Annotated in this window: 20 protein-coding genes; 6 read left to right on the top strand and 14 right to left on the bottom strand. The window is 49.4% G+C overall.

Annotation, left to right across the window (positions count from 1 at the left end; translation table 11 throughout):
• Window positions 1–47 precede the first annotated feature (47 nt).
• The gene (locus tag J2Y43_RS22700; protein WP_309986963.1) at window positions 48–1,085 is read right to left on the bottom strand and encodes an App1 family protein; all 1,038 of its coding nucleotides are present in this window, start codon (window positions 1,083–1,085) and stop codon (window positions 48–50) included.
• A gap of 45 nt (window positions 1,086–1,130) precedes the next feature.
• Between J2Y43_RS22700 and J2Y43_RS22695 the strand changes: the two genes are divergently transcribed.
• The 3 genes from J2Y43_RS22695 (at window position 1,131) to J2Y43_RS22685 (ending at window position 4,680) form a co-directional block, all read left to right on the top strand.
• Window positions 1,131–2,027: a diacylglycerol kinase family protein gene (locus tag J2Y43_RS22695; protein ID WP_309986966.1), complete on the top strand. Its 897-nt coding sequence runs from the start codon at window positions 1,131–1,133 to the stop codon at window positions 2,025–2,027.
• Window positions 2,028–2,187: 160 nt separating this feature from the next.
• Window positions 2,188–3,336, top strand: coding sequence for an acetylxylan esterase (locus J2Y43_RS22690; protein WP_309986971.1), 1,149 nt, complete (start codon window positions 2,188–2,190; stop codon window positions 3,334–3,336).
• 9 nt (window positions 3,337–3,345) lie between these two features.
• Window positions 3,346–4,680 (top strand): GntP family permease, encoded by a 1,335-nt coding sequence (locus tag J2Y43_RS22685; protein ID WP_309986974.1) that lies wholly within the window; start codon window positions 3,346–3,348, stop codon window positions 4,678–4,680.
• A gap of 444 nt (window positions 4,681–5,124) precedes the next feature.
• Here J2Y43_RS22685 and sucC read toward each other — a convergent pair whose 3' ends face one another.
• A complete protein-coding gene (sucC, locus tag J2Y43_RS22680; protein ID WP_106597429.1) occupies window positions 5,125–6,348 on the bottom strand; it encodes an ADP-forming succinate--CoA ligase subunit beta in 1,224 nt (407 codons plus the stop codon).
• Between the two features lie 85 nt (window positions 6,349–6,433).
• Here sucC and J2Y43_RS22675 point away from each other — a divergent pair, with 85 nt between their 5' ends.
• The gene (locus tag J2Y43_RS22675) at window positions 6,434–7,105 is read left to right on the top strand and encodes an ABC transporter ATP-binding protein (RefSeq protein ID WP_309986980.1); all 672 of its coding nucleotides are present in this window, start codon (window positions 6,434–6,436) and stop codon (window positions 7,103–7,105) included.
• Between the two features lie 228 nt (window positions 7,106–7,333).
• On the opposite strand, the gene groL is transcribed toward J2Y43_RS22675, so the two are convergent.
• Window positions 7,334–8,965 (bottom strand): chaperonin GroEL, encoded by a 1,632-nt coding sequence (gene groL / locus J2Y43_RS22670; protein ID WP_309986983.1) that lies wholly within the window; start codon window positions 8,963–8,965, stop codon window positions 7,334–7,336.
• A 55-nt stretch (window positions 8,966–9,020) separates the two neighbouring features.
• Entirely contained in the window at window positions 9,021–9,317 is a 297-nt protein-coding gene (gene groES, locus J2Y43_RS22665; protein WP_015812198.1) for a co-chaperone GroES, read from the bottom strand.
• Between the two features lie 229 nt (window positions 9,318–9,546).
• On the opposite strand from groES, the gene J2Y43_RS22660 reads away from it, so the two are divergent.
• Window positions 9,547–10,254, top strand: coding sequence for a hypothetical protein (locus tag J2Y43_RS22660; protein WP_309986989.1), 708 nt, complete (start codon window positions 9,547–9,549; stop codon window positions 10,252–10,254).
• Between the two features lie 74 nt (window positions 10,255–10,328).
• On the opposite strand, the gene secG is transcribed toward J2Y43_RS22660, so the two are convergent.
• The 6 genes from secG to J2Y43_RS22630 form a co-directional block, all read right to left on the bottom strand.
• Complete coding sequence (gene secG, locus J2Y43_RS22655; protein WP_309986992.1) at window positions 10,329–10,739, bottom strand: preprotein translocase subunit SecG; 411 nt, start codon at window positions 10,737–10,739, stop codon at window positions 10,329–10,331.
• Between the two features lie 113 nt (window positions 10,740–10,852).
• The gene (locus J2Y43_RS22650; protein WP_309986994.1) at window positions 10,853–11,506 is read right to left on the bottom strand and encodes a hypothetical protein; all 654 of its coding nucleotides are present in this window, start codon (window positions 11,504–11,506) and stop codon (window positions 10,853–10,855) included.
• Between the two features lie 60 nt (window positions 11,507–11,566).
• Window positions 11,567–12,088: an LptE family protein gene (locus J2Y43_RS22645; protein ID WP_223403765.1), complete on the bottom strand. Its 522-nt coding sequence runs from the start codon at window positions 12,086–12,088 to the stop codon at window positions 11,567–11,569.
• Window positions 12,078–13,373 (bottom strand): sigma-54 dependent transcriptional regulator, encoded by a 1,296-nt coding sequence (locus J2Y43_RS22640; protein ID WP_309986997.1) that lies wholly within the window; start codon window positions 13,371–13,373, stop codon window positions 12,078–12,080. Before J2Y43_RS22640 ends, J2Y43_RS22645 begins: the two co-directional genes overlap by 11 nt.
• Window positions 13,374–13,448: 75 nt before the next feature.
• Complete coding sequence (gene miaB / locus J2Y43_RS22635; RefSeq protein ID WP_309987000.1) at window positions 13,449–14,918, bottom strand: tRNA (N6-isopentenyl adenosine(37)-C2)-methylthiotransferase MiaB; 1,470 nt, start codon at window positions 14,916–14,918, stop codon at window positions 13,449–13,451.
• Window positions 14,919–15,011: 93 nt separating this feature from the next.
• Window positions 15,012–17,474, bottom strand: coding sequence for a BamA/TamA family outer membrane protein (locus J2Y43_RS22630; protein ID WP_309987003.1), 2,463 nt, complete (start codon window positions 17,472–17,474; stop codon window positions 15,012–15,014).
• Between J2Y43_RS22630 and J2Y43_RS22625 the strand changes: the two genes are divergently transcribed.
• Window positions 17,474–18,235 (top strand): RNA methyltransferase, encoded by a 762-nt coding sequence (locus tag J2Y43_RS22625; protein ID WP_309987005.1) that lies wholly within the window; start codon window positions 17,474–17,476, stop codon window positions 18,233–18,235. The genes J2Y43_RS22630 and J2Y43_RS22625 overlap by 1 nt on opposite strands.
• Before the next feature lie 3 nt (window positions 18,236–18,238).
• Here the strand turns inward: J2Y43_RS22625 and J2Y43_RS22620 are convergent, their stop codons facing one another.
• The 4 genes from J2Y43_RS22620 to J2Y43_RS22605 all read right to left on the bottom strand — a co-directional run bounded on the left by J2Y43_RS22620 (window position 18,239) and on the right by J2Y43_RS22605 (window position 25,187).
• A complete protein-coding gene (locus J2Y43_RS22620; protein ID WP_309987008.1) occupies window positions 18,239–19,027 on the bottom strand; it encodes a queuosine precursor transporter in 789 nt (262 codons plus the stop codon).
• Window positions 19,028–19,070: 43 nt separating this feature from the next.
• On the bottom strand, window positions 19,071–20,315 hold the full coding sequence (locus J2Y43_RS22615; RefSeq protein ID WP_223403743.1) for a pyridoxal phosphate-dependent aminotransferase: 1,245 nt from the start codon (window positions 20,313–20,315) through the stop codon (window positions 19,071–19,073).
• 163 nt (window positions 20,316–20,478) lie between these two features.
• On the bottom strand, window positions 20,479–21,927 hold the full coding sequence (locus J2Y43_RS22610) for a SusD/RagB family nutrient-binding outer membrane lipoprotein (RefSeq protein ID WP_309987012.1): 1,449 nt from the start codon (window positions 21,925–21,927) through the stop codon (window positions 20,479–20,481).
• Window positions 21,928–21,956: 29 nt separating this feature from the next.
• Complete coding sequence (locus tag J2Y43_RS22605; RefSeq protein ID WP_309987015.1) at window positions 21,957–25,187, bottom strand: SusC/RagA family TonB-linked outer membrane protein; 3,231 nt, start codon at window positions 25,185–25,187, stop codon at window positions 21,957–21,959.
• Window positions 25,188–25,377: the final 190 nt, after the last annotated feature.

The raw sequence follows: 25,377 nt of genomic DNA, 5'->3' as shown, positions 1-25,377 counted from the left end.
AAAAATGCCAAAAACAACCGGCAGATAATGCGTAGCTTCGAAATAGATCATGAAATCGCTTTCTCCACAATTTCCTTCACTTCCGGTTCGGAAGGCGTCTGGAAAACGATGCCGTGATCGAGTGAATGCATGATCGCCTTGTTACTGTGGCCGAAGTAGCAGGTATCGATGCCGAGGTCCTGAATGTTTTTCAGTAATGCCGCGGTATGAGGCTTGGCCCGCTTGCGGGTTTGCCGAATGTACACGGCGCGGATGTTCTGCGGGAATGTGCGGCAGATCTCCTCGTAAATCTCCGGGTCTTTTTGAGAGTCGTCCCCGAGCAATATGAACTGCAATTCGGGATAGAAATTGATGATATTGTGGATTTTTCGCAACTTATGTTCATGCGACCCGCTCCCGGTCATTACAAAATCGTCCAGTCCCGATTTGATTTTTTTTAGTTTCAAAACAGCTTTGGGCAGCCCGTTCAGCTCCGCGAACCGGACAATCATATCGTACAAATTCCACTCGCTGCTCGATACGTAAAAGAAGATATTGCTGTCCTTGTGCGGGTGCGTACGACTCGCGAAGGATAGCAGTTGGTAATGCTTCACCACATCGTCGAAGGGCTTTCGAGCCTGTACGTTTTTGGATAATAAAACAAATAACTTCTTGAAAGAACGGCGACTATGAGAAATCAGGAAAGTGTCGTCGATGTCGGAAATGATGCCGTAGGAGCTTTTGTAAGGCATGAAAAACTCTTCCGAACTTTCGGCGTGGTATTTTTTGCCGTTCATTTCATCGTCTAGCGTCACACGGTAGCTGTGCCAGCCTCCCGGCATTTCCGCGTCGAGCGGTACCTGAAAACGGAAATAACCGTCGGCTTCGGCAGTTGTTTCGAAGGTCTTATCTCCCAAATGCAGCGTGATCTTCAAAAACGGAATGGTTTTAATGGAGAAGAGCTCGATGATGGTTTTCGCGTAGCGAAAGCCGCGTCGGGTATATTTCCGGTCACCGGAAGGGTATTTTTTTACCACATGGCCAAATACAACGAGTTCCTTTTTGTTGGCGTAGCCACGGTATAGTTTTAAGTCACAACGTTTCATAACTATCTTTATCCTCTACGACATCAGGTCCCTAATTTATCGAATATGTCTTCACAACCGAAAGTTTTGCTGGTAGTAAATCCCATTTCCGGGGACGTGAACAAGGATGTAATTTTTGAAAGGGTTATTGAAAAATCGGAAGCCGAAGGCTGCGACCTGCGCATTTACAACACCACCGGCGACGACGATCAGCAGACCATCCGCGAAATGGTTGAAAATATCAGGCCGGAGCGCGTGCTGGTAGCCGGAGGCGATGGTACTATTTCGATGGTCGCGCAGGCATTGCATGGCACCGATGCCATTCTTTGCATTATCCCGGCAGGCTCCGCCAATGGCCTTTCCGTCGATTTTGGTCTCTCGGGTTCCATTGATCAGGCATTGGAAGTGGCATTCGAAGGAGAGGTTTCTGCGATAGATGCCGTATCGATTAATGGCGAAATTAGCCTTCATTTAGCGGATATTGGTTTAAATGCATTGCTGGTTAAAAATTACGAAGACAGTGACACCCGCGGCAAGCTCGGCTACGCTCGCGAAATGCTGAGGACGTTGAGTGAGCACGAAAACTTCGATGTAAGAATCACGGCCGGTGATGAAGTACTTGAAACCGAAGCACTGATAGTCATCATTGCGAATGCTAAAAAGTATGGTACCGGTGTGAGTATCAATCCGATTGGTGATATGTGCGATGGCTTTTTCGAACTCGTGATTGCCAAAAAACTGGATTTTATTGAGACCGCTAAAATCCTCGCCGGCAGCACGGATTTCAATCCAGAGATTATGAAAGTGATTTCTGTGGAAAAAGCGAAGATTGAATGCGTGCAAAAGGCAGCGCATTTCCAGATTGACGGGGAGTATAAGGGACTGGTGGAGGAACTGGAAGCGGTGATATTGAAGGAATATGTCAAGGTCGCAATTCCGGTGGGGTTGAGGGAGGAAGTTTGACCGCCGTTATTGACCGCCGCCGACCGACGACCGACCGCCGATTGTATAACGGACCCATAACGCATTCGGCCGTCGGCGGTCAGCGGTCGGCCGTCAAAATCCCCTCCCCTCAACAGTATCCCACCCCCGTCCCGCGCTTTTCTGACCAAACTGCATTCCTATGAAAATCGCATATACCATCCTTTTCAGCATTCTTGGTTTCACATCGGCCGTGCACGCCCAGCAAGCCGAGCTCTGCCAGGGCGCCTATTTTACCGAAGAGCAAGGCAAAGAATTCCTCGAAAAGCACATCCCCACTTCCCGCGTTGAATGGGAAGCCCGCGCCGCGCAAATCCGCCAGCAAATCCGTAATGGAATGGATTTGCAAACACTTCCGGAAAAGCCGACATCCAAACCCATCATCCATTCCAAAAAAGAAATGGATGGCTATACCATCGAAAATGTGGCATTTGAGAGCATGCCGGGCATTTATGTGACGGGTAATTTGTACAAGCCATTAAAAAAACAGAAATCTTACGCTGCCATTCTCGCGCCGCATGGGCATGGCGAAAACCCGCACGGGCGCTTCCGCGAGCAGACGCAGAAGCGCTGCGCGACGCTCGCACGTATGGGCGCGATCGTGTTCGTGTGGGACATGGTAGGGCAGGGCGATGCCAAACAATGCGAACACAAAATGGCGAAAGCATTGAAACTGCAAACGATCAACAGTATCCGGTCGCTCGATTTTCTCCTATCTGTGCCCGGCGTGGATCCGAACCGCGTGGCTTGCACGGGCGAGTCGGGCGGGGGAACGCAGACATTTCTGCTCGCCGCATTGGATAATCGTGTGAAAGTTTCCGTGCCCGTAGTAATGGTTTCGGCCTATTTCTTCGGCGGCTGCGTGTGCGAAAGCGGTTTGCCGATCCACAAAAAAGGCGATTATCAGACCAATAATGTGGAAATAGCCGCATTAACCGCCCCGCGCCCGATGATCATGATCTCCGACGGCGGCGACTGGACCAAGAATACGCCGGAGGTAGAATATCCATTCATGCAAAAAATTTATTCGCTGTATAACAAAAAGGATAACCTCGAAGCCGTGCATCTGGCCAATGAAAAGCACGACTACGGTCCGTCGAAACGAAAAGCGATGTACGCATTCATGGCCAAACACCTGAAACTGGATCTCAAAGCCGTGACGAAGGACGGACAAATCGATGAAGATCCTGCCAAAGTGCTGGAACAGAAAGACCTGGCCGTTTTCGATGCCAGTCACCCTCGCCCGGCCAATGCGGTAATGGGTGATGAAGCGGTGCTGAAACTCTTATAATCCAGGCATATGATCTTTGTTATCGTACTGGCCGCCATTGCGTTTATCGTTCTCAGTTCTACGGTATTGAAAATGCACCCGCTAGTCGGCTTGCTGCTGGCGGCGTTGGGAGTGGGTGTTTTTGCTGGCTTGCCTATTGATAAGCTTGCCGAGACGATTGGGAAAGGTTTTGGAGAATTAATGTCCAAAATCGGGCTGATGGTGATCCTGGGCTGCGTGATAGGCGCAATACTGGATAAATCAGGCGCTGCTATTAAAGTGGCAGATGTGATATTAAAGTTATTTGGTGAGAAGCGTCCTGCATTTGCCATGTCGGTTATTGGCGGTATCGTGGGCATTCCGGTGTTTTGCGATTCGGGGTTTATTATTTTACATAAACTCAATCAGATCGTAGCGAAGAGAACGGGTAAGCCGCTTGCTACTATTGCATTATCGCTCTCCGGCGGGCTTTTTGCGACACATACATTAGTGCCGCCCACGCCCGGGCCCTTGTCCGCCGCCGGTAATCTCGGCATCCCCGATTCAATTGGGTTGGTCATTCTCATCGGCTTGGTCGTTTCCATTCCCAGCCTTTTCCTATCGACCTGGTTTGCCGAAAAATATGCTAAAAATGTGAAGCTTATTGACGATGCGGCTGTGGAAGAACCGCAAATGATCCAGGAGCAGCTGCTGCCTCCGGCCTGGAAGGCATTTATGCCCATTGTGCTGCCAATATTACTCATTACCCTGGCCTCGTTTGCCAAAATCCTCCATTTCCCGGAAGAACTTACGCGCTGGCTGAGCTTCCTGGGCAGCCCGCTGGTCTCGTTCCTGCTGGCCATATTTTTTAGTTACTCGCTGTTCCCCGAAAATGCCTCGCAGCGCATGTTGGCCTGCTTCAAAAGCGGTATCGAGCATTGCGGCACCACGCTCGTGCTCGTTGGTGCGGGAGGCGCATTCGGAGCGATTTTGAAAGAAACTTCTTTGAAAGAAATGGTCAGCGAATGGCTGCTGCACAATGAAATGTCGGGAGGTTACCTGCTGGTGATCGCCTTTCTGATTGCTGTTTTTTTCAAGACAGCCCAGGGATCCACGACGTCGGCGATGGTACTCACCACAAGCATCCTGGCACCGCTACTGGCGTCCCTCGGTTTTGTAACGCCCGTTCAAATAACATTGGTGGTAATGGCAGTAGGCAGTGGCGCCATGATCGTCTCGCATACGAATGACGCGTGGTTCTGGGTCGTATCGCAATTTACAGGCATTTCGGCGAAGGATACCTACCGCACGCATACCATCCTCACAGGCTTACAGGGCGTTGCGAGTTTTGCGGCGACGATGATTTTGTATTTCGTTATCGGGTAGGGGAGGCGTCAGATATTGTCAGGTGGTCAGGTGTGGTCAGATGTGGTCAGATATTGTTTTCTTTCGACGTTGACAGTTTTACAAATCTTACGGTGCTCTGCACCTTTACGCTTATGCCTTAATACACTACGTCCAATCCTACAAATATTGCGGCGCTCTACACCTTTGCTGATTAAATCGAAAGGTGTAGCACAGCGTAGTATTGGAGCGGGCCGAATGAGGTATATGGAAGCACCAAGGTGCAGAGCACCGTAAGATTTGTAGTAGGCAAGCATGGAAAGGTTTGTACCGAACGTATCCGTATATTTCCGTAATTGAGCAGGCAGATAAAAACGAATGTCACCCTGGACGCAGGCGAAGGGTATTTGCATCACGCATTTACCCTTCGCCTGCGCTCAGGGTGACATTAACGTTTTAACATTACGTCAGCCCTTGGGCAGTTTCTTAAACGCCCAGCTCAGCCAGCACCTCAGAAACCTTAGCAGCTGCTTCTTTGAACTCGATCGCTGAATATACTTTCAGGCCGGATTCGTTGATGATGCGTGCACCTTCTTCCGCATTTGTTCCTTGCAGACGAACGATGATAGGCACAGGAATTTCGCCGATGGCTTTGTAAGCCTCAACCACACCTGCAGCAACACGGTCGCAACGAACGATACCGCCGAAGATGTTGATCAGGATCGCTTTTACGTTCGGGTCTTTGAGGATGATACGGAAACCAGCTTCTACTGTGCGTGCGTTCGCGCCACCGCCTACGTCGAGGAAGTTGGCTGGCTCACCGCCCGAAAGTTTGATCAAGTCCATGGTAGCCATCGCCAGACCGGCTCCGTTTACCATACAACCTACGTTTCCGTCCAGTTTCACGTAGTTCAGGTTGTTGGCACCTGCTTCTACTTCCAAAGGATCTTCTTCGTTGGTATCGCGCATTTCGGCCAGTTCAGGGTGACGATACAATGCATTGTCGTCTAGGTCCACTTTGGCATCAACGGCGAGGATTTTATTGTCGGATGTTTTCAAAACCGGGTTGATTTCGAACATCGATGAGTCGCTTTCTGCGTAAGCTCTGTATAATGCAGAAATGAATTTCACCATTTCTTTGAACGCATCACCTTCCAGACCCAAAGCGAATGCTACTTTACGTGCCTGGAACGGCTGCAATCCAACCTTAGGATCGATCCATTCTTTGATGATTTTCTCAGGAGTATGTTCTGCTACTTCTTCGATGTCCATACCGCCTTCGGTGCTGGCCATGATCACGTTGCAGTTTCTGCCGCGATCCAACAGGATCGACAGGTAATATTCTTTCGGCTCGGTCGGGCCTGGGTAGTATACGTCTTCTGCAATCAGGACTTTGTTTACTCGCTTGCCTTCTGCACCGGTTTGGTGCGTTACCAATACTTTGCCCAGGATGTTGTTGGAGATGGTCCTGACATCTTCAACAGACTTCGCCAACGCCACACCGCGCTGCTCGCTGCCGACAATACGGCCTTTACCGCGGCCACCTGCGTGGATCTGGGATTTTACAACATACCACTTGGTGCCTGTCTGCTGGCTGAGCTCACGTGCAACTTCTACCGCCTTATCCGGAGTGTCGGCTACGAGGCCTTCCTGAATACGCACACCGTATTTTTTAAGAACGCTTTTGCCTTGATATTCGTGAATATTCATGAGTATAAAAGTAAATTGGTATTTTCACGGCAAATTAAGCATTTAATCAAAACGGGCGAGTTTTCGGCGCAATTATCTTTTCAATATGGAGCTACTTCGGGCGAGTGGGATCAGGCGTACTTACGGTTCATTGCAGGTTTTAAAAGGCATTGATCTCGAAGTCAAAAAGGGGGAAGTAGTAGCGATCGTCGGACCGTCGGGAGCCGGTAAAAGCACCTTCCTGCACATCCTCGGAACGCTCGACCGGCCGGAGCATGGAGAAGTCTTCATCGAAGGTGTTAATGTGTTCACTCAAAAGGACAAAGAGCTTGCACGCTTCCGGAATGAGAAGATCGGCTTCATTTTCCAGTTCCATAACCTACTGGCTGAATTTACCGCATTGGAAAACGTGTGTATGCCGGGCTATATCAATGGAAATGTCAATGAAAAGGACATTCATGCACGTGCGAAAGAGCTGCTCGAACTCCTGGGCCTAGGCGGCAGGATGGACCATTTGCCTTCCCAGCTTTCCGGCGGTGAACAGCAACGCGTTGCTGTCGCCCGTGCATTGTTGAATCGTCCGGCCATTGTGCTAGCCGATGAACCTTCCGGTAACCTGGATTCGCACAATGCATTGGATTTGCATCAGTTGTTTTTCAAACTGCGGGACGAAACGGGGCAGACATTCATTATCGTAACGCACAATGAAGAGCTGGCCGAAATGGCCGACCGGAGGTTGGTAATGCAGGATGGGTTGATGGTTCAGCATTCAGTTTAAATCACGTTTCATTACAGCCCAGCGCTGCTCCGTCAGGAGCCTCCTGTTTATAGCAACGTGCCAATCCCCCGGCAACATCGACTCCGCTAGGAGTCTCCTACGGAGACGACAACCAATATGCCATGATCGTGTTTCTATAAACGGGAGGCCGCGCTGCGGCCAAACAAAAAACCGGCTGCCAGTTACCTGACAGCCGGTTTTTATATGTTCCGAAGAAACGGAGGCCGATTACATCATGCCGCCCATTCCGCCGCCGTGGCTGTGGCCACCTGGCGCAGGAGCTTCTTCTGGTTCGTCAGCGATAACGCATTCTGTTGTCAACAACAGACCAGCGATAGATGCTGCGTTTTCGAGTGCCAGACGAGATACTTTCTTAGGATCGATGATACCAGCTTCCAAAAGGTCTTGGTAAGTGTTGTCTTTCGCGTTGTAACCGAAAGCACCTGAACCATCTTTCACTTTGTTGATCACAACTGAAGGTTCGCCACCCGCGTTGGAAACGATCGTACGCAATGGAGCTTCGAGCGCCGTGCGGATGATGTTGATACCGGTTGTTTCATCTTCGTTGTTGCCTTTCAGGTTGTCGAGAGAAGCAGTTGCGCGGATGAACGCTACACCACCACCAGCAACGATACCTTCTTCTACCGCAGCGCGGGTTGCGTGAAGGGCGTCATCAACGCGGTCTTTTTTCTCTTTCATTTCAACCTCAGTAGCAGCACCGATATAAAGGATAGCTACGCCGCCAGACAATTTGGCAAGACGCTCCTGAAGTTTTTCGCGATCGTAGTCAGATGTAGTGTTTTCGATCTGCGCTTTGATTTGGTTCACACGTGCCTGAATGTCTTCAGATGCACCGCTTCCGTTCACCAAAGTTGTGTTGTCTTTGTCGATAATCGCTTTTTCGCAAGTACCGAGGTAGTCCAACGTAGCGTTTTCGAGTTTGAAACCACGCTCTTCGCTGATAACGGTACCGCCAGTGATGATAGCGATATCTTCCAGCATTGCTTTACGACGGTCACCGAAACCAGGAGCTTTAACAGCCGCTACTTTCAATGCACCACGGATTTTGTTTACTACCAATGTAGCAAGTGCTTCTCCGTCAACATCTTCCGCAAGGATCAGCAAAGGACGGCCGGTTTGTGCAACTGCTTCCAACACTGGAAGAAGTTCTTTCATAGAAGAAACTTTCTTCTCAGAGATCAGGATGAACGGACGTTCCAGTTCAGCTTCCATTTTCTCGGTGTTGGTTACGAAGTATGGAGACAGGTAACCACGGTCGAACTGCATACCTTCCACAGTTTTAACTTCTGTTTCAGTTCCGCGAGCTTCTTCAACGGTGATAACGCCTTCTTTACCTACTTTTTCCATTGCTTCGGCGATCATGTTACCGATCTCCTCGTCATGGTTTGCAGAGATAGTTGCAACCTGAGCGATTTCTTTGGAAGTAGAGATGTTTTTCTTTTGGCCTTCCAGATCTTTCACGATAGTAGCAACGGCTTTGTCGATACCACGTTTCAAATCCATCGGATTAGCACCAGCGGCTACGTTTTTCACACCGATCGAGTAGATCGCCTGTGCCAAAACGGTAGCAGTAGTAGTACCATCACCCGCTGAATCAGCAGTTTTGGATGCTACTTCTTTCACGAGCTGAGCTCCCATGTTTTCGATAGGATCTTTCAGGTCGATTTCTTTGGCAACAGTAACACCATCCTTTGTGATGCTTGGAGAACCGAATTTCTTGTCGATTACCACGTTACGACCACGAGGGCCCAATGTAACCTTAACGGCGTCAGCCAGGGTGTCCACACCGCGCTTTACTTTGTCGCGTGCTTCTGTGTCAAAAAATATTTTCTTAGACATAACTGTTTTAATTTGAAAAACTTTAAGAGAAACTGTTGAATTTGAGCGTTTTAGATTAGCCTACGATCGCGTAGATATCCGACTCACGCATAATCAGGACGTCTTTTCCTTCGTATGCCAATTCAGTGCCTGAGTACTTACCGTACAATACGGTATCTCCAACTTTTACTGTAAGCGGCTCGTCTTTTTTACCGGGGCCTACTGCCAGTACGGTACCACGCTGCGGCTTTTCTTTTGCAGTATCAGGGATAATGATACCAAATGCTGTTTTTTCTTCGGCTGGGGCAGGTTCGATCAGAACGCGGTCAGCTAGCGGTTGTACATTCACTTGTATTTCTGCTAAAGTTGACATAAATATTAAACGTTTATTTTTAATTGTCAGTAATGATTAGACTCCCATCCCGATAGCACAATCTGTGCCAGGTATTTCTGCTCTGACATTTTTTCCGGCTAGTGTGACAAATTTGTACTCCTGCATGGCGTTATAGTACTATAATGTCATTTGCGTGTCAGGAATGAGGAAATTTTGCTTTCAGTGACGGAATTCACTAAATTTTATCGGCACCAAATTTGAAAACCCTATGTCAGAGCTCGATAAAAACTGGCTTACCGAAGGAATTTTTGATTTTGAATACAAAAAATATGTGCTGATGGCCTACTTCCAGCACGTTCGGGACCAGTTCACACACAACCGTTTGCACCCTTATCTGCCAGAATTGAAACTGCACCTCGACGCCTGTGTCAGCATTCAGGATAATAAAAGCAGGATCAGGACAAGTTTACCCAAAAATCTGACAGGTATCGACGTCAAAACCTGGCAGTTGCAGTACGAAGAGACGCACCAGGACGACCCGTTCATGTCGGATCTGAATTACATTCTCGACTTTGCGATTCCGCGTTTTTCCAAGTCCATCGAAGAAGGCTCGGAGCGCTTTTCGGAAGTCGAGGAGAATGTGAAAGTTTCGCCCGTGGGTATTGTTCCGCTGCATTTACAGGAAGGTTACCTGCTGTTTTTGCACACATTCCAGCCGCTGGTGAGCATTTTCCAGTACCAGCTTGCATTGTACAATGCATTGAAGGAGCGGTATCTGAAAACGGTTTACGTCGATACTGTGCGGATTGGCCTCGGGAACACCATTTCACAGCTTAAAGTCGATCTTACGAAACAGAACCGCACTATGCCGAACCCCGCGACTTATGTCGTGGAATCCAGATATGACTATCCTTTGCACGAAACGCTGCTGCCGGTGGCGGAGCGGTTAATGCTGCGAGAAATTAATGTAGCTTAAAGTGATTTTTAATTGAGCATAAAAAAATCCTGCGATGTCCGTCGCAGGATTTTCAATTTCGGCTAATGCCTCGGTTATTTCTTCGCCGTGTCGGCAGGAGTGGCAGCTGGTGTTGTAGTGCCAGCAGGAGCAGCTGCGCCCGCAGCAGGTGCTGCGCCTTCAGTTGCAGCCGGTGCCGGAGCGATTTTACCGCCTGGTACTACTGCATTCTGAGCTCTTTCTACGTTCACACTGTTGATACCGGCGCCGGCGTTAGAACCGCCCACCATAATATAAGAAGCCAGCGAAATGATGATCACCGCGCTTGCCAGACCCCACGTAATTTGTTCGAGAAGGTCGGTCGTCTTTTTAACACCAAACATTTGGGTAGTTCCTGCGCCGCTAAACTCGCTTGAAAGCCCTCCACCTTTTGAATTTTGGACCAAAACGACCAAAATCAACAATACTGCAACAATGGCAACCAGAATAATTAAACCCAAATACATTTTTAAAGCAATTTTGAATGACTGAATGATTAAATGACTGAATGTGCGTGTAATGTTGAACTATACCTGACTTAATGACCTCCTGACTCCTTGACTGTGGACTCCTGAACTCTTTACGACCGTGCGTACAGTTCGCTCAATTTTTTCGCAAAGTAATTCCTTTTTTCCGGTTTTTTCAAAATCAATTTTTGATAGACGTCAATCGCCTTTTCAATTTTGCCCTGCCGGATGAGGATGTTGGCAAATGCTTCGGTTTCAATGCTTCCTTCCGAGCCGCCTGCCAAGCGGCTGCTCAGATCGATGCTGACAGGTTCCAGATTGTTGTCCTGGCGCGTAATGCGCGGGTTCTTTTTCATGAAACCCTGGATGATCTGCTGCTGGCGACGTTGTTCTTCGGTGCGCTGCAATTCGGCGGAAGCCTGCTGCTCCACGGTACTGATTAATATGTCGTCGCTATCGAGTGGTTCGGGTGCGAGCTGAGGCTCGAGAATGTCGTCCACGTCGACAGTAGCGTCGTAACGCTCGTTATCACTTTCGACCAGCTGCTGCAATGCCACGCGGCTGAGCGCGTAGGCGGCTGCACGCGGGCGGGTCTCTTCCAGCTTTTCGGTACCGGCCAGGCTGGATGCCTTCGCCAGCATCGAGTAGGGGATCTGGCAGTAGGGAAATGCCTTGATCGTGGCTTCCAGCTGCGGGATCACATCTGCCGTGATCAGGCCTGGGTTTTTCACCAGCTGATCAAATGTTTCCTTATCGATGAGCGCCATATTCCGGGTTGTGTTGAGAAATTCGGGTTGTTGAAATTGAAAGTTCGGACGGGGCTTTTCCTACCAGTCGGCTGCCGATTTATTAAAAATCTGCTGCACAAGGTTTTCGCGGATGGTCGGCAGTAATCGCGCTTCGTTCTGATTAAGTGTTTGATCCTGAGGGAAGTCGGCATAGTATGTGAAGGACTGATCGAAATTTTTGGTCTCGTCCTTCGCATTGGTATAACGCACTTGCACAGTTACATTCAACCGGTTCAGACCAGCCTGGTCATTGGCTGTCGGAGCGGCCGGGGTTACGTCGTAGCCTGTAATGGAGCCTTCGAGTACCAGGTCACCTCCGCCGGGCTGGCTCACGAGGCTGGTGTTTCTTTGAAAATATTCTTTCAAATCTTCCGTGAGCCGCTGCGGCAAATCACTGGGTCCGCCGGCGGTACCCATCGTGAAATTGAGCACGCTGAATGTCTTGATATCAGGGGAGAGGTTAGTTCCTGTAAACGAATACACCCCGCAGCCCGACATGAAAACCGGGCAAATGAGTATTAAAAATACCCAGAGTTTTCGGGCGCTACTATTATTCTTCAATGTCGTATTGTTTGATCTTCCTGTATAACGTGCGCTCGGAAATGCCCAATGCATTGGCGGCATATTTTCGCTTGTTATTGTTTTTGCGGAGCGCTTTGATGATCATTTCTTTCTCCTTGTCTTCCAAAGAAAGTGATTCTTCCTCGGCCGTCACGTGTACGACATCCTCGATCTCGTCGCGCTCGTCGGAGTAGCGATCCAGGTCCACGGTACGCGACGGCGGAGGCGTGAGCAGGCGTGCGGGCTCGATGGTAGGCGTAGTGATGACCGGCTCCACGGAATTCAGCGAGCTGAACAGTTCCTGGTGGTCTTTCAGGATATCTCCGCCATATTTCTCGTTTTCGAGCACATTTCTGACGAGCTTTTTCAGCTCCGTCATATCCCGGCGCATATCGAAAAGTACTTTATATAAAAGCTCTCTTTCCGAAAACGAAGTCCCGTCGCCGTCCCCGGACCGCAGCGGTACCAGCGCTTTTCGGCTGGATGGCTGCACGGGATTCAGGTAATGATTGAGCGTTTCAATGCTGATGGGCAGTTCTTTATCCGTTTCGAGGATGGTAATCTGCTCAGCGATGTTTTTCAGCTGACGGATATTGCCCGGAAACGAATATTGGAGCAAAAGATCACGCGCCTCGCTGTCGAGTCTTACCGGTTTGGTACGGTAGCGCTCCGAGAAGTCATTGGTAAACTTCCTGAAAAGCAGTAAGATATCCTCTCCTCGGTCGCGCAATGGCGGGACGTAAATGGGCACCGTATTTAACCGGTAATACAAGTCCTCCCGGAACTTTCCGTGGTTGACCGCATCGAGCAGGTTGACATTCGTGGCCGCTACTACGCGGACATTTGTCTTTAAAACTTTGGACGACCCTACACGGATATATTCCCCGTTTTCCAACACGCGCAACAACCTTGCCTGTGTTCCCAATGGCATTTCGCCCACTTCATCCAGGAAAATTGTCCCGCTGTTCGTCGTTTCAAAATATCCTTTTCTCGCATCCAATGCACCGGTAAATGCGCCTTTCTCGTGCCCGAACAGTTCCGAATCGATCGTTCCTTCGGGGATTGCCCCACAGTTGATGGCGATAAACGGCCCGTGCTTGCGCGCACTGAGGCTATGGATGATTTTGGAAAACGATTCTTTTCCGCTACCGCTTTCACCGGTGATCAAAACCGTCAGGTCAGTCGCTGCGACCTGCACGGCCACATTGATCGCGTGGTTCAGGCCCGACGAATTGCCGATGATCCCGAAGCGGTTCTTTATGGCTTGTATTTCCGATGAATCCATGAAATATCTGAGGGCTTCCGGCAGGCCGCAAGCCTTAGTTAATTGTCAAAACGGGTTTAAAAGAATAAGCACAGCCTATCCCAATACCGGCTCGGGCTGTACTACATGGCCGAGCAGTGTCACAGTCGTGCATTCGGTGATCAGAACGTCCACATACTGGCCTTTTTCAAAATTCTCGCGCGGGAACACCACCTTTTTGTTCTGGTCGTTTCTGCCGCTGAGGTCGTCGTCGGAACGTTTCGAAGGGCCTTCGATCAACACTCTCTGAACCGTACCTACCAGTTGCTGGTTACGTGCGAGCGAGAGCCGCTGTTGCACTTCAATGATCTCCGCAAGCCTTCTTTTCTTGACCTCTTCCGGAATATCATCCTTGAATTTCTTAGCTGCCAGCGTACCCGGGCGCTCCGAGTAAGCGAACATGAAGCCAAAGTCGAATTTGGCATATTCCATCAGGGACAGCGTATCTCGGTGTTCTTCTTCGGTTTCGGTGCAGAACCCGGCGATCATGTCCTGCGAAATGCCGCATTCGTCGCCCAAAATCCGGCGGATCGCGTCGATGCGCTCCATGTACCACTCGCGGGTGTAGGTGCGGTTCATCAGTTCCAGCACGCGGGTGTTACCGCTCTGTGCGGGCAGGTGAATGTATTTGCAGATGTTGTCATACCTTTTCATGGTATACAACACCTCGTCGGTAATGTCTTTCGGGTGCGATGTGCTGAAACGGATGCGGAGCTCGGGGCTTACCTTGGCGACCATTTCGAGCAGGTTGGCAAAATTAACGACCGTTTCGCTAGGAATTTCGCCTTCTGCATTTGCTTCGGGCTTCCATTTATAGCTGTCGACATTCTGTCCGAGCAGTGTAACTTCGCGGTATCCATCGCGAAAAAGGTCTTCGGCCTCTTTCACAATCGAGTATGGGTCACGGCTGCGCTCACGCCCGCGTGTGAAAGGCACGACGCAGAAACTGCACATATTGTCGCAACCACGCATGATCGAGATGAACGCGGTTACGCCATTGGAATTCAGTCGGATAGGGGAAATGTCGGCATACGTCTCTTCCCGCGAAAGAAATACATTGACACCCTTCTGACCGGTCTCGGCTTCGTCTACCAGTCGTGGCAAATCGCGATATGCGTCGGGGCCTGTCACGATGTCGACCATTTTTTCTTCTTCGAGAAACTTGGTTTTGAGGCGTTCGGCCATACAGCCCAATACGCCGATCAGCATGCCGGGTTTATTTTTCTTGATAAAATTGAGCTGTTTCAGGCGGTTACGCACTTTTTGCTCGGCATTGTCGCGGATGGCGCAGGTGTTCAGGAAGATCAGGTCAGCATTGTTTACGTCCGAAGTGGTTGCAAAACCCGCATCACGCATTACGGAAGCCACGATTTCGCTGTCGGAGAAGTTCATCTGACATCCATAGCTTTCGATAAACAGCCTTTTTTTTCCTGAAAGCGGTTCGTTTTCCGAAACCCGCACGGTTTCACAGGCTTCCTTGTCCGCCTCTGTCAATATTTTTAGTGAATCTGCAATTCTATGCTCCATGAGAAGGAATTCTTAAACGCTCAAACCACAAAGATAGGAAAATTTGGAAGAAAACTGACAAACTGTCATATGCCGGCACGCGCGGGAATGCGATTAGAACGGGTAGCCCACTCCGAGGTTGATATTCAACGAATTGGCCTCTGTGCGCCTGAAAAGACGTTTAAGTTTCAGGTCGTCGAGCACGAAACGTTCCCCGCTGTCTTGCGACGGATCATATACTTTGACCCCGAAATCGAAGCGGAGAATAAAGAATGATAGGTCGTATCGAATACCAAAGCCGGTCCCGACGGCGATTTCCCGCAACAGTTTATCCGCTTTGAATTTCTGATCGTCGCTGGTGGCATTGCTACCCAGCCGCCACACGTTTCCTGCGTCGATGAATAATGCGTAATTGATATCTCCCAGGAATTTGGCCAGGAATCCCCGCCATTCGAGGTTGCCTTCGAGCAGAAACTCACCTGGCGCTTCAATGGAAATGTTATTATAGGTAATCGGTTTTGACGACCCGGGGCCAAGCCGCCGGGGTAGCCAGGCGCGCAAGCTGTTTGAACCACCGGCGAAGAAGTACTTTTCGTACGGTGGAACCTTGTTATCGCCGTAGCTGTAAATGGCACCTGTATTCACCCGGGCCACCAACGCCGATTTTCTTCCGGCGGGCCAGTAACGGCGATAGTCGGCATTCCAACGGATGTATTTATAAAATTGGAGACTGTCGCCAAATACGTTTTTGATCACTTCGCGTTGCCGGGGTAAAAAATTCAACGTTGTTCCGCCCGATTCCACGGCAATCCTGAAATAATGGGCCTTCTTTTGCGGTCCCATAAGCGTGTTCGTGTTGTAGACAAAATTGGCATTTAAATCGGATACAAACGCAGATTTGAAGCTGTAAATAAGGTTGTTCCCCCGGAGCTGCAGCGTGTCAAGAAGAACGCGGAAGTCGTCGCGGAGATACGTGTTGTTAATGATGTTGAGGTCGACCAGAGAGACATTTACAAGCGTTGTCCGGGTAGGCTGCCAGGAATAGTTGGTGTTAATCTTGACATTGGTACGGGTATATTCGGGCCGGTTCACATAGTTGTAACCTAGTGATAGCTGGGTTTTCGGGTTATTGTTGGCAGTTTGCCTTTTGAACAAATTCTGTGGGGTAAGCAACCGCGGGAATGTAAGCGAGGTACTAACTGCAACTTCTTCACTTTTATAAATCTCCTGGTTTCCTACAAAGTTCGGCACGAGTTCAATACCTCCCCGGATGTTCGTTTCAAAGTTTTCCATACCATTGAACACATTTCGGATCTTGTACGATAAGTTCGCGAACGGCCCGGGCGTGCCTTGCAGCTGGATCACATTTAAGCCGACGTCGGTAGAAATCTGGTACTTATCGAGCGGGATCGCTTTGAAATAGCTGTTAATGCCCTTCCCGGTCGAATCGAGCGTGTAGTTGTAGTTGACGAACCGGAATTGGTCTGTCAGCGACAATTGTTGCTGCGTATCGCGCTCCCGCTTTTGGCTATACCAGGTATGCGGACGCACCTGCATTTTGGTATCGAGTGCTTTCCGTGAGAATTTTTTGTCTGAAAACACATATTTTATCCCCTCAAACATGCTGGTGTCTTTCCTGAAAACCGAGTCCGGAACGCCGGAAGGAGGAAGTACTTCAAAATTAACAGAACTGACTGAGTAACGCTTGTTGGCTGGCGCCGGCATATCCACTCTCACCTTCACGTCTACCGATTTGAAAAGGCTGTCGGTCGGTCGGTTGGTGATCGTGTCGTTGACGATATAACTGATATTTTGCCGTGAAAAGCCCATGTAACCTTCGTTCCGGAGCAGCGTTTCGATGCGTATGCGTTCCTCCTCGAAGGCATCGCCGTCGTAGCGCTTGTGAGGCAGTAATGCTGCATTCTTCGAATCGGCCCTGATCAGGCTGTCGGCCAGCTCGTTACCAATCTGATAATGGATATTGCGGATCATCGTCGCCCGGTTTTCGGTCACGAGGTAGTTGACCCGGATCCTTTTAAAGATTGTATCGGGATCGAAAGTCACTTTTGCATCGAAAAAGCCATTGTTGTACAGGTATTTCTGCATTTTCTCTGCATTGAGCACCACATCAGCCTGGTTGTAATATACCGGCGCCTCGCCCAGTACCCGCATCCAGAAGTTACCCTGCGTGGCCCTTATCTGCGCTTTTTCGAGCTTTTTGGCATACCTGCTGTTGATTCTTTCAAGCTTTCGGGGGGAATCTGCGTTTTCCTGGGATTCTTTCTGGTAATTTTGCGTTACCTCGATCACCCTGCGCTGCTTTTCCTCGCGGTTGTAAAACAGCTCGCCAAACCGGTAAAGACCAACGTAAGGAAATATGGGAAAGCCGAGCAGCCGTCGGTTAGGTTTTTGCGGGATCAATGCATCCAGTTCCGAATCGCTGATCACGCGATTGCCCTTGATGGCGGAGTTACCGAGTAAGTAACCTTTGGAAGTGGGTTTGGGTGCGCAGGAAAACAGTCCCGTTAGAATCAGGAAAATCAACCAGCCGTATATCGTCCTACAATTAATATTCAATGTTGTCAAAAAATCGTATCAAGTATATTAACTCGCTTAAAATCAAAAAGTACCGGCAACTTCACGAGGCATTTGTGATAGAAGGTGCCAAAAGTGTACTGGAATTACTGGATTCCGACTTTGAGATCGAGTTTGTACTGGTAACACAGGAATTTCAGCAAAAATACTCAAGTATTTTAACCCGCCATAACGTAATCCTCGAAACGGTTACTGCGCAGGAACTGGAAGGGCTGGGATCGTTTCAAACTAACGATTCGTGTCTCGCTGTGGCTAAAACGAAGGAAAATGCATTCTTGTCTCCCGCAACGGGGGAATATATGCTCATGCTCGACGACGTGCGCGATCCGGGCAACCTGGGTACCATCATCCGCGTCGCCGACTGGTACGGCATTACGAAAGTCATCTGCTCGCGCGACACGACCGACGTTTACAATCCCAAGGTGATTGCCGCAGCCAAGGGATCATTTACACGTGTAAAGCTCTATTACACCGATTTAACACAGTATTTTGAAAAGGTGAATGGTGTAAAACAACCGGTAATAGGCGCATTTCTGGGGGGCGATTCGCTGTATGAATTTGAATATCCTGCCAATGGCGGGATCATTGTCATGGGGAATGAGTCCAATGGCATTGGCGAGCAGGTGGAGCGATTTGTGACCCATAAAATCATGATACCGCGCTTCGGAGAGGCCGAATCGCTGAATGTCGGTATCGCCACCGCCGTGATGCTGGATAATATGCGGAGACAAGTGCCGCTTTAAAAGCTACTCGTGCGCGGCCTGGTGCGAAAGCGCTTCGGCGTACTCCTTGCCGAGGTAATTGTCGATGAAATAATGCGCTATGTACAATAACGGCGTCAAAAGGATCGCCACCACGCCCTTGTAGAGGTAGTTGATGGTTCCCACAGAAAAGACCAGTTTCAAATCCCAGTTCCCGAAAACGTAAAAGGCGATCCCGATCACGACGAAGCTGTCGATCAACTGTGAAAACATAGTAGATCCGGTGGCACGGAGCCAGATGAACCGGCTGCCGGTTTTTCGGCGGAGCCACGAGAACACGAGGATATCGAGCAATTGCCCCAATAAAAAGGCTGTGATCGAGCCGATCATGATGCCCAAGCCCTGGTTGAATATTTTGGAGAATGCGTCGTTGATATTGAATGTGTTGCCCTGGGAGTCGGTATTGTTAAGGTCGAGCCAGAACTGCGCGGGTGGCACTTTGGTAGCGACATAAATGATCAGGAACGTGTAGACGATCAGCGCCGAGGTAACATAAGAGATTCTTTTGACGCCTTTCCGACCGAAATACTCGTTGATAATATCGGACGTAATAAAAACGATCGGCCAGCTTATCACGCCTGCTGTCATGTTAAAATCCAGCTTCTGGCCACCGATCGGTAACTGAGCGGGAGCAATGCCTAAAAGCGTCTCCACTGAAAATATTTTACCGCCGATGATCTCCGCAATGAGTGCGTTGGTGAGAAAGATACCGCAAAGAAGGAGGAACAGCCGTTGGCGTTTGGCCTCCTGAATGGTTCTGTGGGGTAAGGTCATCGGGCGATAAGTACTTTCAGTGGAGGTTTAGGTTAAATATTACTTACGCAATAATGTCTTCAACGGTACGCGTGGACATTACGCGGCGGTTGGTCAGGAAGAATTCCAGCTTATCCATCGCCTGGTTCAGTTCATCGACGGTCGGCAGGAACACAATCCGGAAATGCGGGTCCAGATGATAGTTGAAGCCCGTACCAGCCACTACGAGCACCTTCTGATCAGAAAGCAGCTCGTATACAAACTGGTCGTCTGCCTTGAAACCGAATTTTTTCAGGTCGATTTTAGGGAAGACGTACAACGAGCCCTTCGGTTTTACACACGTAATACCCGGAATGGACGTCAGTCTGTCGTAAACCAGGTTCATTTGCTTGTACAACCGACCCGTCGGTACTACGTGCTCCTTGATACTCTGGTAGCCGCCCAATGCCGTCTGGATCGCATACTGCGTGGGCACGTTCGCACACAGGCGCATGCTTGCGAGCAGGAGCAGGCCTTCCGCGTAAGATTTGGCTTTTTGCTTTGCACCACTGAGGATCATCCATCCGCCACGGAAACCAGCCGAGCGGTAGTTTTTCGACAAACCGCCGTATGACACACAAAGCGTATCGTTTACAAAAGAGCCCATCGGGTGATGTACAGCCCCGTCGTAAAGGATCTTATCGTAAATTTCGTCTGAGAAAACGATCAGGCCGTGTTCTTCCGCGATGCGGGCGATACGCGCGAGTACTTCTTTATCGTAAACAGCACCTGTCGGGTTGTTGGGGTTGATAATCACAATCCCTTTGGTGCGCGAAGTGATTTTCTTTTCCAAATCGTCGAGATCGGGATTCCAATCAGCCTCTTCATCACATATATAATGTACCGGTGTGCCGCCGCTGAGGGAGATCGCCGCCGTCCACAACGGATAGTCCGGAGAGGGTACGAGAATCTCGTCACCGGGATTGAGCAATGCCTGCATCGAAAGCAGGATCAGCTCGCTTACACCGTTTCCGATGAAAATATCATTGATTTCAACATCTTGAATACCAATCGTTTGCGTGTAGTGCATGATCGCCTTACGCGCCGCGAACAAACCACGTGAATCCGAGTAGCCTTGCGCATTGCGGATGTTCATGATAATGTCGTGGACGATCTCGTCGGGCGAATCGAAACCGAACGGTGCGGGATTACCGATGTTCAGGTTATGGATTTTGTAGCCCTGACTTTCAAGCTCTAACGCTTTTTGGTAGGTAGCTCCGCGGATCTCGTATTTCAGATGATTCAGGCGGTCGCTTTTTAGAAATTCCATTTTTTCAAGAGTTGGATAACCCTCAAAGTTAAAGAAAATCAAATGATGCAATGCTACAACGGCATTGTTTTGAAGACTTTGTCGGGATTTTTGCAAAAAAAGTTCAGCCACGTGAAGCACGTGGCTGAAAATGTACTATTGGGAAACTTGTAATTTATCTTGGTCAGGGTTTGTCCCACCATACTCTTGTGTAGTGGTCGTCTTTGCCTTGGCTGCTGAGTACGGCTTGGTAGTTATCGTGATTAATGTTGTTTTCCGTTACGGGATAGGCGAGGCGGCGGGGGATCTCTGTGCCGCCATTGAGGGTCGTCGCGGCTGGTTTCAACACGGGGAAACCGGTTCTTCGCCATTCCGACCAGGCTTCGGTACCTTGAAAAAATAATGCGATCCATCGCTGCGTGCTGATCCGCTCGATTGCCGTATTGGCAGTGTAGGCCACATCTGGCTGCGCGAGATAGCTTTTTAGTGCGCCTTCCGTGTAGCCATTGCCCATCCATTGCTGTAATGAAGCTTCGATAGCCGATTCGTAGAGTGCCTTGGCATTGCCGTTCGTCCAGCCTAATGCGGCAGCCTCGGCCTGCGCGAATAGCACTTGTGAATAGGTGATGATGTTTACAGCAGAGTTTTGCTGCGAAAGAACGGGCCCAATCAATGACAAATCTTGCGCCTTAGCTCCTCCGACCGCGTACGGCACGCCTACATATTCACCCGAAATATTTTTGGCTGCCAGATAAGGAAGTCGTGGGTCTGATACTTTCTTCAGATAGTTTACAAATACGTCGCTCAATGCATAATCCTTCCTGTTGCTTACGACATAATTGGTATAAATCGGGTTTTCATTGGTCGATTCACTGAGGAACTTGTATTGGACATTGTCGGCTGCGGAGCTGATAATCCCATCGTCCAGGGCGGCCTGAAATTCTTTTTTGCCTAAATCCGGCTTCGCTTTTGAAAGCCGCAGCGCGGCTATAAGCCGGAGAGAATTGGCGAATTTTTTCCATTTCGCACTGCTTCCGTTCAAAAGAATATCACCCTGAAATGCTTTTCCGTCGTCGAATTGCGCCGCAGCTTCTTTCCATTCCTTGAAAAGGTCAGTGTAGATCGTTTCCTGCTTATCAAATGCGGGCGTAAAGTCGGCGTCGCCTTTTAATGCTTCTGAGTAGGGAATGTCGCCCCACCGGTCGGTGATCCATTGGAAAAAGTAGGCTCTGAGAATCCGCGCAATGGCGATCTGATTGGCATTGGAGCCAAATGTGGACGCATTAATCTTGGTCTTTTCGTCGGTATTAAGCTCGATGATATGTTGTAGGTTAATGAGCGGGCCCGCATACCAACCATTGTAGTTAAAATTGATTGTCTTGTATTTTGAATCCTCAATGTAAATCACATCTCCGAATTGCTGCACGTACATCGCGGGGACGATGTTCGCGCCGCCCGGGCCAACTTGTGCATTGATGATGCCCACATTGCGCAGCGCGCCTGTGAGCAGGCCTGCGGTACTTGGTGTTGATGGATTATTGGGGTTAATATTGACATTGCCAAAGTCGCTGCATCCCGGTGCTATTGTAAGCAGCAGGAGCGCCATGACAGCTAATTGCCAGCATTTTTTCATGATGATACGGAATTGAGATGGAAGGGTATTTAAAAGCCGACTCTGAGTGTTGCGCCGACGGATCTTACCGGAGGCAACTGCCCGCCTTCGTACCAGAGCGTTTCGGTTTCAGAGATGTCGATGCCGCCGCCGATCGCGCTGTAAATCAGTAGCAAGTTGCGGCCGATCAGCGATACACTGGCCGACTTCATGTATTTACCCAAATACCTTTTGGGAATTTTATATCCGAGCGAAAGCTCCCTGAGTTTTACGTAAGTTTTATCATAAATCCATTGCTCATTGAGCGCGAAAAGCCAGTTTTCGTATAGGTTTTGAGTGTCGACCCGGTGTGTGTTGGGTTGGCCATCTTCTGTGACTGCATCCAGCAATACACCGCCTCCTTTGTCGGGATCGTCGCGCTTTGGATTACCCAACTCGTTGTTGCCGGCAGTTTCCGCGGCCAGGCCTGATCCCGCATTGAACATTCGGGTGACTGAAAAGAATTTCCCGCCCACGACGAAATCGGTACTAGCCTGTAATGTCAATCCTTTGTATTGAAATGCGTTGATTAACCCGCCTTTAAACTTGGGCAGTACATTGCCGAGCTTGACGTTATTTTCTTTTACATACAAACCTGCCTTTCCTGCCTTGATATTTTCAGGGGTAGGAGCGTAGACAACCTTTTTGCCATTCGCATCTTTTTTAATACCGACCCCTTCCAGCATTCCCCAATCTTCTCCCACACGCGCATTAAGCGTGAGTGCACGCCATTGCGGGCCGTCGATCCGGTAATTGTTACTTTGTTCTGTCAGCTCGACCACTTTGGACTGGTTTCGGTCGGCATTGATATCCATTTCCCAGGTAAATGCTTCTGTTTTAACGGGCTGGGCCGAAAGGTGGAGTTCGAGCCCTTTCGTAGTAATTAAGCCTGCATTGACGACGGCGTTGTTATAACCACTCGTAGAAGCCACCGCTAATGGTATGATCTGGTTGCTGTTGTTGTTCTTATACATTGTGAATTCGAGTCCCAGGCGGTTACTGAAAAATTGAAGGTCAATTCCGCCCTCGTACGACGATGACATGCCTGGAACCAACGTAGAGTTCGGTAATGTCAATGGGAGGCCCATAGTGGGCGTCGATCCGTAAACTGTACCGACTACGTAACTCAAAGAGGTTTGGTATGCATTCAAATCTGTTCCAACCTGCGCATAGCCAGCTCTTAATTTTCCGAATGTTAGAATTCGGTTGGTAGGAATAAATTCTGAAAACACGAGACTTGTGGATATTGAAGGGTATAAATAGGCATTGTTTGACGCCGGTAGTGCTGACGACCAATCGTTCCGTATAGATCCTTCGAGGAAAATGTAATCTCCATATCCGAGGCTGGCGTTTGCGAATACGCTGTTTACCTTTTTTTCGAATAAATAGTTTGCAGTTATCGGACGGTCTTTTGATGCCGCTATATTATAATAGCCCGGTGTGGTGAGTCCGCCGGCTGTGGCCTGCAGGGTGCCTTCTGTGCGATTATAGCGTATGTTAGCGCCCGCATTTACGAGTATGGATACCTTTTGAATATCCTTGGTAAAGCTCGCAATGCCTTCGTAGTTGTTTTCGTGGGTGGATCCGGTCAGGTAGGCGTATGCACCCAATCCACCTGCATTCAAAGTTCCGGAAGCGATGCGTCCGTCCATAAAGTAAGTCCCGTAATCGCGGCGGAATTTGCCGCTGATTTTCAGATAATCGGTGATTTGGTAGGTAAGCCCGGCATCCCCGAAAATGCGTTGCTGACGACTGATATTCGTATTTTCATATACTTGTGTATAAGGACTGTCCCAATATTTGGGCCGGGCATCCGTCGGACTGCCAATGTTCCAGCTACGGAAGGTTCCATCCGGATTTTTGTAGTTCCTAAGGTCTTTGATGTCGAGTTGTCTTTGAAACCATTGATTGAAGGAGCCGGTAGTTTGATTATTGCCGTTTAATGTGCTGTTGTTGACCGGGGTATTCACTGAGAAAAGGTTTGTCCCAATTCCGGTACCACCCGAGCTGCCATAGCGATCGGCGGGAGTGTTGTCTGTTTTGGTGCCCGTGTAACTTACATTCAGTTCTGCCGTAAGCCTTTTGGCAAAAGTAACGGCCGTTTTTGCGCTGATGTAGTCGCGGATCTGCCGGCTGTTCGGGACGATGCCGTTATTGACGATATGTGTATAGGAAATACGGGAAGAGTAGCCGTCACCTGCTTTGGAAAACGCAATGTTTGAATTATAACTTATAGGCTTTTCGAAGAAATCACGGACATTGTTCGGGTGCGCGACATAGGGTGTTTCCTTTCCAAAGTCCTCGCCCGGTTGCCATGAGAATGCAGAACGATGCATGGAGCCATCCAATTTCGGTCCCCAGCTTTCGTCCGCAGAGTAATCCAGAATACGCTGGCCTTCGTACGATGCCCATGCAGCCGGATGTATCTTCGGATCAAATTGGAATGTTTCCCATTCCTGGGAATAACCGCCGCCATATTCATTCTGGTATTTTGGCAGCAGGGAAACCTGATCGACCGTCATACTATGATTGAGGGTCAAGGAGGTTTCACCTGATTTTCCTCTTTTAGTAGTGACCACGACCACGCCTGCGGACGCCCGGTTGCCATATAGCGCTGTGGCAGAAGGACCTTTCAGAACAGTAAGAGACTCCACATCATCCATATTTACCATACTGATGTCTGTCGGCGTGCCGTCGACCACGTAAAGCGGGTCGCTGCCCGTCAGCGAGTTGATGCCCCGGATTCGGATACTTGGTGTGCCAAACTTCGCCGCCGACTGCCCCAGTACTTGTACACCGGCAATTTTACCGGCGAGTGCATTGCCGATATTAGGATCACGGGCGAGCGTGAGTTTGTCAGCCTTGATTTCTTGTACTGCATAGCCGAGTGCCTTCTTTTCGCGGGCAATGCCGAGTGAGGTAATGACTATTTCCTGAAGTTGTGTTTCGTCGTTGGTCAGGACAATGTCCAGTCTTGTCTGATTCCCGACCAGCGCTTCCTTGCTTTTGAAGCCAATAAAACTGAACACGAGGGTGGATCCTGGCTCGGCGGAGATAGCGTACTGCCCCTTATTATCCGTGATTGTACCTCTTGTGGTGTTCTTTAAAGAGATATTGACGCCGGGCAACGCTGATCCATCTTCGGCAGTAACCATGCCGGTTAGTTCGCGCGTTTGCGCGTGGGCGATGTTGAAAAAGAGCGCGAGCATACCGGCTCCGATCATGAGTAACAGTGATTTCATCAAAGTCAGGTTTGTAGGTGGAAGGGTTTTCGAAAAACCTTATGACTCTGAATTTACAATGATCAAAAGCGCATGTCGGGAATGTATCCAGCGTCCGGCGGGGTTGGGCTTTTAATCGGTATACTATCTCCCGACGGATTGTAACTATTACAAAAGCAGAAAGGCGGACCGAAGCCCGCCTTTCTGCATA

Origin of the sequence: Dyadobacter sp. BE31 (assembly GCF_031457695.1) — a bacterium.
Taxonomy (GTDB): Bacteria; Bacteroidota; Bacteroidia; order Cytophagales; family Spirosomataceae; genus Dyadobacter.
This window is presented reverse-complemented; position numbering and strand designations above follow the sequence as displayed.